This is a genomic window from Thioalkalivibrio sp. ALE11, assembly GCF_000381205.1.
GTDB lineage: Bacteria > Pseudomonadota > Gammaproteobacteria > Ectothiorhodospirales > Ectothiorhodospiraceae > Thioalkalivibrio.
This window is the reverse complement of sequence record NZ_KB906194.1, coordinates 1-11,547: the sequence shown is the minus strand read 5'-3', so window position 1 is coordinate 11,547 and position 11,547 is coordinate 1. Positions and strand designations below refer to the sequence as shown.

General features: G+C 61.2%; 7 protein-coding genes and 1 pseudogene. 3 read left to right on the top strand and 5 right to left on the bottom strand.

Going from position 1 to position 11,547, the window contains the following annotated elements; all coding sequences use genetic code 11:
* The coding region (locus F620_RS0113585; RefSeq protein ID WP_019570997.1) for a transposase at positions 1-312 on the top strand (312 nt) is incomplete at its 5' end.
* Positions 313-349: 37 nt separating this feature from the next.
* Here F620_RS0113585 and F620_RS15290 read toward each other — a convergent pair.
* From F620_RS15290 to F620_RS0113560, 5 genes and pseudogenes are all read right to left on the bottom strand, one after another.
* Positions 350-506 (bottom strand): annotated as a pseudogene (locus F620_RS15290) (IS5/IS1182 family transposase); the annotation flags it as partial.
* A 301-nt stretch (positions 507-807) separates the two neighbouring features.
* Positions 808-2,223, bottom strand: a complete 1,416-nt coding sequence (locus F620_RS15285) for a hypothetical protein (RefSeq protein WP_155987045.1) — start codon at positions 2,221-2,223, stop codon at positions 808-810.
* An 820-nt stretch (positions 2,224-3,043) separates the two neighbouring features.
* Positions 3,044-6,253, bottom strand: coding sequence for a site-specific integrase (locus F620_RS0113580; protein WP_019570996.1), 3,210 nt, complete (start codon positions 6,251-6,253; stop codon positions 3,044-3,046).
* Positions 6,250-8,952: a hypothetical protein gene (locus F620_RS14555; RefSeq protein WP_196802057.1), complete on the bottom strand. Its 2,703-nt coding sequence runs from the start codon at positions 8,950-8,952 to the stop codon at positions 6,250-6,252. The genes F620_RS0113580 and F620_RS14555 overlap by 4 nt, the downstream gene beginning before the upstream one ends.
* Before the next feature lie 980 nt (positions 8,953-9,932).
* On the bottom strand, positions 9,933-10,142 hold the full coding sequence (locus F620_RS0113560) for a CopG family transcriptional regulator (protein WP_019570991.1): 210 nt from the start codon (positions 10,140-10,142) through the stop codon (positions 9,933-9,935).
* Positions 10,143-10,300: 158 nt separating this feature from the next.
* On the opposite strand from F620_RS0113560, the gene F620_RS0113555 reads away from it, so the two are divergent.
* The gene (locus F620_RS0113555; RefSeq protein WP_018870378.1) at positions 10,301-10,522 is read left to right on the top strand and encodes a hypothetical protein; all 222 of its coding nucleotides are present in this window, start codon (positions 10,301-10,303) and stop codon (positions 10,520-10,522) included.
* On the top strand, positions 10,515-11,547 hold a 1,033-nt coding region (locus F620_RS0113550; RefSeq protein WP_026331491.1), incomplete at its 3' end, for an Arm DNA-binding domain-containing protein. The genes F620_RS0113555 and F620_RS0113550, both read left to right, overlap by 8 nt.

The following is an 11,547-nucleotide window of genomic DNA, read 5'->3' as shown; positions in this document are numbered from 1 at the left end:
CGGGAAGACCTGCTGGCGTTCTACGACTTCCCGGCCGCGCACTGGCAGTCGATCCGGACCACCAACCCGATCGAATCGACCTTCGCCACCGTGCGGCTACGCACTGCCAAGACCCGGGGTTGCGTGACCCGCAACACCGTCCTGAGCCTGACGTTCAAGCTCGGCCAGAGCGCGCAGAAGCGCTGGCGTCGGCTCCGGGGTTACGAATGGCTCGACAAGCTCGAGCGCGGGGTCACGTTCATCGACGGCGTCGAGCAGACCGAACCGACCAACGACGAGGCATCCTCCATCACCGACCGGAGCGCCGCCTGAACCAGCAACTGCTCATACACCAGACTTGACCATAACTCATCGGCGGGCGGCCGCGCTTCCCCTTCGGGTAGTGCGGCTCGATCGCCTCCACCAGCGCCGCCCAGGGCGTGATGGCGTCCGCCCCGAAATCGGTCGCGTCGCGTCTGCTTGCGCTTGCCGGAATATTCGATATCGGAAAAACTGCGCTGCGACATCGATCCTTGCCTCGGGGCGGAAACCGGCTGCCATTATCCCAGACCCGTCCGCTGGCCGGGAGCCGCCGCGTATTAAATCAGCGTCTCCTTAGGTGATGCTTCAAAGAGTCCGGTACGGAGAGACCAATTGTCTCTGGTGCCTGCACAGCCCCCCGTGGTCCGTACATCCATTAGGGCGCGAGTTGGGCGCGCGCTATGGTCCCCATTCGCATGGAATGACCTCGATGATACGAGCTGGCAAACATGCCGCAATTGATGGCGCTCCTGCATTCATTAATACCCCGAGAGATCCCGGCGTACATCAATCGTTATCATAATTATTGCGTCCCTCCGCAGTAATCACGTTTCTGAGGATCTTGTGCACCTCGTCGTCCGCTTCGCCTTTGTTAGTGAACACGCGTCGGCCATTAGGCTGTGTCGTCGTTGTTACTCCATTTAGCTTTGCGGTCGACCAAGCTGCCGTAAGCGCGTCTGCAATCCGCTTTTTCCTGTAGAGTGCGATAGTCGCACCGGTGTAAAGGTGGCGGGCGATCGATATCGATTCTGCAACCGGCACGGTGCACGACCAATTGATTTTGCTATTTCCGTTCAAATATGGCGTAATTTTTCTTCCGGTAATTTCTTCGACGTAGTGGCAAAACGCCGTTACTATTCCGTAGTCTCCGCAGAATTGTATCCGCCAGCCAGACAGAGGATATTTTACTCGATCGACGTTTTCCCGGTCGATCGATCCGTCTCCGTCGACCATTCCGCGCCAGAAATGTCTTCTAGCCTCTGCAGAGTAGACCGGCGGTGCAAATTGGTGGTGTGAGGCCTTGTCACGTCTCAGGCCCAGGTCGATCAGCCGTCTCGCGAGTGCGACGCTGTAAACACAAAGGTGAGCCTGCCAATACCATTTTCCGTCTTGGTTCTGAACTTGTAGGACTTCTATCGGGGCGTTGGATCCTAGTATTAGCTTTACATTATCAAGGATGGCGGCGTCCCGAGCTTGAATTCGGAATCGTATTCCATCAGGTCGGCCTTTGTTGATCGTGATATTGCCGTCCGCTTGGAGCAATCCAAGGAGGTACGCCGGATTCTGCTGCTCGATCTCATCGAACGCGTGGTGGTCGATCGTGTACTGTCGATACGGGGGGGTGGCGTGTTGGGTTCGGTGCGCAGGCGACCGCAATTCAAATCCAAGTTTGCGCAGATTTGTTGACATCGCTCCACTAGAGACGCCAATTTTCTTGGCTATCACTTCCAGCGGGTAACCTCGCCGGTAAACTTCGTAGATCGTTTCCATCAGCTTTTTCATTTGCGGGCGTTTTTCTTTGCGCACACGTATGGCCTGGACGGAGTTAACTGCGAAGGAGAGGCTTTCGAACGTTTCGTTGGAGATCGTTTGGTCGCTTTGTTCGATGAGCGCGCGGCTCTGGTGGATAGCAGCTTTCGCCGCTAGGGTCGCGAGTGCGCGTTCTTTTTGGGTTGTGGTCAAGCTGGCTCGTGGCATGGGAGATCCTGTACGCGTATCTGGTGGTTCTAGTGTTGATGATTGTTGGTTAAGCATCAAGCGTGTTCTGCCATAGTTTTGCTTTTTGTGATGGCCGAAAAATTTACTGTCAGTATATAGCGTGCTTAAATGTTTGAGAGTAGGGGTTGGTGTTCCTGAAATTTGTCGTTCTGGGGTGGCATCCCGGTGGGTCATGATTTTTTCAATCGGCGCTTCTTGTTTCATTCTTAATCTCTATTGGTTCGGTTGTGTTTTGGGAGAATCTTGCTGTAGACATGCGCACAGGCGCGCGCGGTCTGGAGTTTTCGTATGCTCCCCCTCCACGAGCACCAGTGCTTATTAGAGTCCTCACGCACAATGGAGGATGAGCAGCGGGGAGGGGAGCGCGTGTGTAGACGTTCATCTGTGGTGAGCCACGAGTGGGCCTACCGGCATGTGGGCCGGATCAGCCGGACGGCGGCGGTACCGTAATCTTTACGGGGGAGGGGCGTTCGCTGGGCCCGGATCGTCAAACGGGCGGGGATCGAACAACGTTCGGGGATCGTGGATGGACGCCGCCGGTTTGCTGATTGAAAAGCGACACGGTCCGGGGCAGCGGGGACGCCGCGCAAGAGCGGCACGGCTCTCATCCCCAATATCGACCGGCGAAGGCCGAAGCAACCCGGATGGCGATGGTCCACGCCCTCGGCCACTGGCGCGCGGCGGTGAAGCCAATCCCCGTCGGAAGTGGAAGATAGTTCATGGCCCATCAGCAGGTAAGCGCGGCCTTCACCTGCGCCGTGTACTCCGCCCGGCCATTTCATTGTGGGGAATTCGGCTCGGACGAAACACCAATGGACTGATTCTGGGGTATTTCCCGACTGGCAACAACTTCGTCGAGATCAGCGAAGAACGAATCCGGGGGGAGATGGAAGACAAGCAGAATCTCCGCCCTCGCTAGCGGCTCTGTTACTGGGCCGGATCGAGTTTCTTAGGAACCACTTACAGCGGCAACGCGCCGTATGACATGGCATTGGACTTATTGGTTGAATTCAGGGGGCGATGATCACGTCCTGTTCTCATCGCTTTCTTGGGCCCAGGCGAGGAATATTGCGAGCTGCACCGCGTACGGGCTGAGGGAGACGGCTTTCTGTGCGTCGGGATGGAAGGTGACGATGACTTCGCCTCGGGCGGCGGTGGCTTCCCGGGATGGGTGGCCCATCGGGCCGTGCTCGATGGATAGATGGTGGCCAGCCTTATGACGCCAATGCTGCAACTGCTCCGACGGATTCGCGGCCCGGGAGCCGGGTTTGGCGATGTGATACCCGATGAACAGCTCCCGGAGCTCCAGATGATCCAGCAGACGTACCCAGCGTTTGAGGTCGGGTACGCTGCTGAGCTGGAGCGTCAGTAGTGGGGCTGTGGGGACCATGGCGTGGGTGAAAGTGTCCAGCAGTTTTTTTCGGTCGCGTGGCGTCAGCGCGGGCGTCTGTTCGTTTCCATACAGGTAGGACCAGGTCGTTTGGAAGGTTGGACGCTCGTTGACATGCGGCGGTGCGAGCAGGCAGTCGGGGTCATCCGGGCGGCTTCGGCGCAGGCGGAGCTCCTGGGGAAGGGTCCGAAGCAAGGCCGCGTAGCGCTCGAGGGTAGGCCTGTCCCACGGAAATGCGAATTGGCCGGTCGGGGACCCGGTGGAACACTCGGTATCGTTGATGGCCCGTATCAGGAGGGATGCCCGGTCCAGTGGGTCCGCGGGTTCCTCGATCGGTACGGGGGTGCCGCAGTGGATGCCGGCCTCCGTCCGCTCCCGCAGTTTCGTCAGGGACGAGCCCGAGGGCAGTAGACCATCGGTGATGCGGTCGATGATCTCCCCCGGGGTGCCGGAGTGCGTCTCCCGACGAATTTCACGGATCCGCGGCGCGCTGCGCCCGGTGATCGTCTCGATCTGTCGGGTGTCGAGTCCGTCGATCATGCGGCGGACGGCACGTCCGAGAAGATCGTCCAGAGTGTGGACGTAATGCTCGATGGTGATCTGGGTGTCGGAATGGCCCATAAGTCGCGAGACCAGACGCAGCGTCCGACGCTGCGTGGGGCTTTGGTCGCCAATGAGTTCGCGGCGAAGCTTTCGGGGATCGGTCGGGGCCGCCATCGAACCGGCCTGTGACCAGGGAGGAAGCGGTTCCTCGCCTTCGCCTTCCAGTTCCCAGAAGTGCAGCAGCGTTCGGGATGCGAACGAATGGCGCAGATGGTGAAAGCGGATATCGGGATCGCCCGTCACCTGGGTGATGGCCCGGGTTGCCGCATCCAGAAGCTGATCGTTGGGGCGTATCGGCCCGCGGTCTGGCAGCGCGAACAGTGGCGCATCTTCGGACGCATCCGTTTCGGCCCGTCGATGCTCCTGCCATCTCGTCAGCCGTTCCAGTAACGCCTCCGGCAACATGGCGTGAAGGGGTAGGACGCGCTGCGCGTTGCCGCTCTTGAGCAGACGCAGGCCGTTCGGCCGCACCAGGAGCGAGTATTCCGGTGGGCCTTCGAGGTCGCCAATCAGGATGCCCGCGGCCTCACTGCGACGTAGACCGCCGTAAAATCCCAAAGCCATGATCAGGGTGAGTACGCTGCCGACCGCGGGGTTGTCACGGTACAGCTCGTCCACCCAGTCGAGGGTGCGCTGAAACAGGGCCTCGTCCAAGTAGTTGGCGTCGGGCGGGCCGTGGGTCACAACATGCTGCGGCGACTCCAACGTCTCCAGCGGGAGTGGCGACCGGGAGTGCGCTTCCATCAGAAATTGATGGAAGCTGCGAAGGCCTCGGGCCACGCGTTTGCGGCTGCGCGCGTTCGGCGTGTCCTCAAGGGCGCTGGTGTAGAGTTCGATGAGGTCGTCCGCCGTGAGGTCTGCCGGATCCGTATCGCCAAGCTGACCGGCGATGCGGCCGGCTACGGCGTTGTAGAGTTCATAGACGGTACGGCGCCGCGGCTTGCGGCCCGCTCGTGCGGGTGTGCACAGCCGGTTTGCGACCCAGTCGGCGAGCCGCCGGACACTCGGGAGCAAGGGTAGGGGAGTCCGGCCCCCTGTCGGGTTGGCGGTTGGGTGCGCCTCGATCCAGTCGCGAATGGGCTGTGGATCCGGGGGATCGTTTTTTCGGATCAGACGGGTGAGATCGTGCAGTTGCGCGGGCCAGGCTTCATGGCCGTGCGGGTCGGCGTCTTCCTCCGTCGTGGCGCTTTGTGCAGGAGCAGAGCCGTTCTCCGAGACTTCGGACCGATGGCCCGGCTCCGTGGCCCGTGGGGGCAATGAAGTCCGGATCCGATCCGGTGGAAAGATCAGTCGTTCATGCACGCTGACCGGTAGTGACGTGGCCACCCGCTCACCCGCGGCGTGGGCGAGGAGATACGGCGGGACGTAAAGCGCCAGATGAAGGCGGGCGACCTTCTGCAGTTGACTCCAGTTGCGCGGGAGCTGGTCGGAGAAGCCCAGCGTCTCGGCGCATTCTCTGATCCAGCGGTAGAGGAGCGGGCCGTCTGCCCGCGTCTCCGGAAGGCCGGCAGGCAGGCCTTTGTTTCCATCGCGGACGAGCAGATGGCGCGTGATCGGATCCGGATACCAGCGCAGGTGCAGTGGCATCGTTTCGTCCTTGACCTGGTGATACAGCTCCATCCAGTGGTGGTGTGCGGGAGCCTGATGGAGAGAGTGGCCGAGAGCCCAGAGCCACCGCGGGCGCAGAAGGCCGCCGAAGAGCAGGGCGCTCAGGAAAATCCGGCCCCACCGGGCCTGAATCCGTTCCGTGTCGATCGGAGAGGCGAGTTGGTTCAGAAAGGTGTCCACCAGGCCCTGATGGCGGACCATGTCGAGAAAGTCATGGTGCTGGAACGGCGAGGAAGGCGCCGGCGGTAAAGGGACGGGCAGGTCCGGAATGACGATCCGCCACCGACCGACGCGGTTGCCGGTATCGAGGATTTCGGCAACGCGTCGCTGGGCAACGAAGCTGCGGCCCGCTGGCGCCTCGGCGCGGACCTGTAACATCAGTGTGCGCGTGTCGCTTTTCGTCCACTCGAGGTCTTCGGGCGGCTCGACCGAGGTGAGCTTCGGGTATTGCTCTTTGAGGATGCGCCAGACGGACAGGAACTCGTCACCATCCTGTGGTTCCTCCCGGGTCGCTTCGGTGGGATCGGGCTGGCGTTCCCCGATCGGGTTCCAGAGGTGCCTCCAGCCGGCCCAGATCGCGCGAGGATCGTCGTCGAGCCCGCCGTCGCCCGGTTCGCCAGACATATCGCTCATGGCGCCACAACCCTGTAGCCGATGTCCTGCATGAGTCTGTCGAGATACGGACGGATCGCCTTTCGGTAACGGACGGGATCGAACGCGGAGGGAGCACCCCAGGGCTCCTCGCCGTAGCTCCAGTGGCCGAGATGCGTGTTGATGATCGTGGCGGGACAGCCCTGAGCGGTGAGATAGCTGCGCAAAAGGTGACGGCCGGCGTTGTCGAGTGGCCAGGCGGCGGGGAGCACGCGATTGCATTCCTCACGCAGACGTCTGCCCGTCAGTTCCACGGGGACCCAGGTCGTCGGATCCCCGGGATCCCCGGCGTCCAGGAAAAAACAGGTGGAGCGAAGCGCCAGTTCATACTGATCGCTCTGATATGCGCTCCGATCCCGGTGCTTGGTGGCGGGGCAGGTGAGGCTCGTGGGCAGCCCCGGAAACGTGGTGAAAAGGACGACCAGGTGCTCCATGTAGGCCTCGATCTGCTGGATCACCTCGGGCGGTAGCACCACGAGTCGGGCATGGGACCCATCCGACCGGTCTTTCTCCTGCAGGGCGATGGTCCCGGTGGCGTGGTGCCGGGCCGAAAGGTCCGGGACCGGCGTCCGGATGGCGCGACCGCCCACCGCCAGGGTCAGCCCGAGGGCGGTGTACGCCGTCATCAGGTTGTGAGCGTTCAACCAACCCGCCGCATCGCGACGGTGGGGCGGGCTTTGGCTGTGGAGTCTGTCGCTGAGTTCAGCAATCAGATCCGAAATGGATTCGGCCCGAGGTAACCGATCATTCCCTGTCCAGCTCTCCGGGATGGCGGTGCGTGGCGCGCGGTAGTTCCAGAGTCTTTCGTACGAGTGGTCGCGTTCTTCATCCAGTCCGCTACCCGCGAGCGCCGTTTCCAGATGCTCATGGTAGATACGCGCCAGCTCCCCACGTTCCCACGCCGTGTAGAAATGGTGGGTCCGGGCGAGCGGGTCATCGGTCCCGAATAGCAGGGCCGGCGCAAGATGCTGACCTTCCTCGGCCCAGGCGAACCAGCTTGGCATGATGGTGGCCAGATTTTTGAACTGACACCATCGTCGTTTCACCCCGGCCTGTTCCAGACGCGGGACGATGTGACTGTCCCACAGTTTTTCGTACGTGCTTTCGTTGTGGGTGAAGTGCTGGGTCTTTCGATCGTAGGGCATGCGGTTGAGGTGCTGGCCCACCCCGAGGATGTCCTCGAAGACAACGCGGGGCCAGTGTTCGATCGCCTGCTTTCGCTCTTCCTGAGCAAGTGGATGTCGGGGCGGAGGGTTGTAGGGCCGCATCCACATCCGGTAACCGGGGTTGTACGCCAGCTTGAACTCCGCCGGCAGTTGGCTTATGCCGTCGACGCACTGGGTTCTCCTGACGGTATCGGGCGGGGACCCGGTGACTAGGGCGATCGCCGCGAGCAACACCGTTTCGCGACGTTTGTTCCGCTCTTCGCGTCGGCTTGCCGGCTCGTCATGCGGCCCATCAACGGAGGCCTCGGAAAAAACTGCTTCGAGGGTTTGCAGAATGCGGTGGAGCTGGGTAAGCCGGATCCGTCGGAGCTCAACACGAAAGCGCTGGCTTTCCATCGCGATGCGCCGACCTATGCTCCGCGCCCGGGCATAGATCGATCCCAGAGGCGGCAGATCCTTCAGATCGAGCGGTGCCTGATCCTCACCCGGTTCATGGCGGAGTATGGCCTCGAACGTGATCTCGGCGCCTTCATCAACCTCATACTCTTCCGGCGCGAGTCCGCTGGCGAGCAGCTCGTTCTGATGATCCTCGCTTGGAACGTGGCGGTTTGTCCGGTATTCGTCGGTACCCCAGCTTGACTGGAGAAACCGTGGATCGCTGTGATACCAGAAACCATGATGGTCCGGCCCCATGACGTCCCACGGGCGTTTTGAGCCTGTTCCGCGCCCTCCTGATCCGCCGGTCCGAGTCCTTTCTGAGATGGCTCGGAAGGGCAGGTCGTGCGCCACGGCCATGATTTCGGCCAGGTAGCCGCAGTCGCGCGCCAGTCGGGTGTGGGGCTCGTCGGTGCGCTGCCCGCGTTTTCGGGGCGGAGCCTCTTCCTTGATCTCGAGAAGCGTTTCCGCGAATGCCTGGGGATTCTCCCGCACGTGACGGACCTTGAGCATCAGCCAGCGGGCCTCAGCTTGATGGGACCGACGCACCGCCCTGCTTGCATTAGACAGATGGTCCTGTCGTCGGGGGCGCACCCCTCTCAAGTGCAGCAGGATGTGGGCAGCCAGCAGATGGGCCTGGGTCCACCGATAGGTCTCTGTCTCGTCCCCTGCTTCTTCGTGATGGACGAACCAAAGTGCGCACCAGATCGGATTGCTTGTGACATGCCCATTGAGTGGAGCTCGCACTGTTCCTTCAGAAACGATCCCGTGCTCCAGGTGCGTAGCAACCGACCACAGGGGATCTTCGTCAGGAATTGCTCCGATGGCCTCGTGCCACTCGCGCATATCGCGTATTGCGCCGCTTCCTTCGTTTCTAGGAAGGAGTTCCTGAACGTGGGGAAGCAGGTCGCCGAGGTTTTGCGCGATTGGACGTAAGCCGACCAGTGAATTGGGTATCTGTATAAGGGGCCGGACGCGCTCGATCAGGCTTTCCGGGTCAGGGGAATGGTTCCGTCGCAGGGCCTCCAGGAGATGGTGGTCCTGCCGGTCGGAGAGGCGGACCCTTTTACTTCCCGCCATGGCGGTACCGATCTCTGCAGTGGCTTTTGTATGTGGACAGCGATACACCGAGGAAGCGCGCGATCTCGGGTTGGGTCGGCTGCCTACCCAACACGATCGGGAGTACTCCATCCGTATGTGCGGTCTGCCACCGTTTCGGTAGCTCCGCGCTACCTGAATGTTCGACGGTCGGGACGAGTAGATCGTCGACCGCATGCCTCAGATCGCTATCGGAGTCGGGAGCACTCAGGACAGGGATTTGTTCGTCCGCCGACAGGCACGCTTTCGCGACGCTGAGGCTTGGTATGCCGGCGACCGGACGGTAGACACTCTTCCCGTGGGCGGTGTCCGGCACGGCGATGATGGGGCGCTGAATGAGGAGTTCCTTCACCGCGTCGGCCGTGAGGCTGGGCGCAACCGGTATGGGAGGGCGCATCGTCACCGGGTCGTCCAGCAGCTCGCCTACAGGCACTCGGATCCATCGTGGCAGGGAGCTTGGCATAGCGCCCTCGTAGCGATCAGGTGGTGCTCAGTCTGTCAGGTCAGGATTCGGCTAGCAATGCGATGGCTCTAGAGCCTTTTCGAAAACAGAATTGTGGATTCCTGTGTGACCCAGGATGACCCTAAATTCCAATAAAGTCGATTATGGCGGGCTTTTTGGGGCTTGTGGGGCGGGGGAGTCAGGGGGGCGTCTCGGACCATGTCAAGGTGGTGCAACCAACTGAGCTACGCGCCTGTCGTGTCCGAGACGCGTATTCTACAGCGTCTTTCGGGTGTGTCAAAGGATGCTGTAAGTATCGGATTCGTAGAGCTATTTCGAGCGGCGTTCTGGCTATCGTGGCACATGTCGCGTTGATCATGGACTGCCCGGTTCCGGACGGGTCATCGCTGGTTCTGCTGCCTGGGCCTTGTGTGGGCCTTACATGTGCCTAAATCGAACGGGGCTGGGCCGATTCGGTGCCGAGGTGGAAGAGCAGAAGTGAGTACCACCGTGTTGGGCCTTAACGGTCGGTCGATGACTCCGAGGGCGGATGGCCATCTCTGCCACGGCGCTCCAGAAATTCCTCGATCGCCATCCGAACGACATCCGAGCGTGTCGGGATATTCGGGAACTGATCTCTGAGATCGGAGCGGCATTCATCCAGGCGGTCGAGCGTCTCGTCGTCCAGCCGGATGTTCACCTGCTTCTGATGGGTCTTGGAGGGTTTCATGGAGAGATCCGTCGTCGGCTTCGATTCCGGGCAGTATACCCGCGCGTCCGTATAGCCGTATAGCGAATAGCGCCTATTTACTTGACTCCAACGTATAGCCGCTATACACTTAAGACATGGCCGTATAGCGGCTATACGTCGACAAAAGGAGATGAATGATGACTTATCTGAGTTCGGCAGAGCTTGCCGAGAAGCTTCACCTCAATCCCCGCTACGTCAACAACGTCCTGCGGCATGAGTGCCTCTCGGAAGGACGGCACTACGTCCGGCCGTTCGGGCGCCGCAAGGTGCTCTACATCTGGGAAACGATCGAAGAGGACATGTTCACCGATGCGGTGGCCGCGATCCCGATGGCCAACGGAGGTAAGACCAATGGGTAGTGTTCGAGTAAGGAAGGAAACGGGCCGACTGTTTCTGGACTTCGTGTACCAGGGGGTTCGCTGCCGGGAGTACACGGCCATGACCGACACGGTGGCGAACCGAAAACGGGTCGCGAAACTGCTGGAGCGGGTGGAGGCTGAAATCCGGGTAGGGGTCTTCGATTACGCCAAGACCTTCCCGAACAGCCGCAATGCGCAGCGCTTCGCGCAGCCGGATGCGGTCGTGTCGCAGGATAGCGGTCCCGAGGCATCTGCGGATCAGCCCACGATGCGGGACTTCAGTGACACCTGGTTCGCGGAAAACGCTCCGCTGTGGAAGCCTTCGTACCAGACGAAGGTGACCGACATCCTGTCGAAGCACGTGGTCCCGCAGTTCGGGGACCGGAAGGTCGGCGACATCCAGAAATCCGAAATTCTCCAGTATCGCGCACAACTCGCCAAAGTGAACCGCGATACCGGGAAGGGGCTGTCAGCCTCTCGGATCAACCAGATTCTGAACGTAACGAAGCAGATTCTGGAGGAAGCCGCCGACCGCTTTGACTTTAACACGCCGTTTCAGGGCATCAAGCCCATGCGGATCGGGCGTTCGCAGGTGGATCCGTTCTCGCTGGAGGAGGTCCAGCGGTTTCTGGATGCCGCGCCGCCGGAGTGGCGCGGGTATTTCCTGGTCCGCTTCTTCACCGGCATGCGGACCTCGGAGATCGACGGGCTGAAGTGGGACTGCGTCGATTTCGACCGTCGGGAGATCCTGGTTCAGTCGGCCCGGGTGCAGGGCGAGGAGACCACGACCAAGACCGACGGTTCGACGCGGACGATCCAGATGTCCGACGTGGTGTACCGGGTGCTCATGGAGGAACGCGAGGCCATGCGTCAGCGCCCGGAGACCCACCGCAGCCGCTACGTGTTCTCCACCCGGTACGGGTATCCGATTGCGTACCGCAACGTGAACAACCGGGTCTGGTACCCGACGCTGAAGAAGGCGGGACTCAAGCGCCGCAACCCCTACCAGACGCGCCACACGGCCG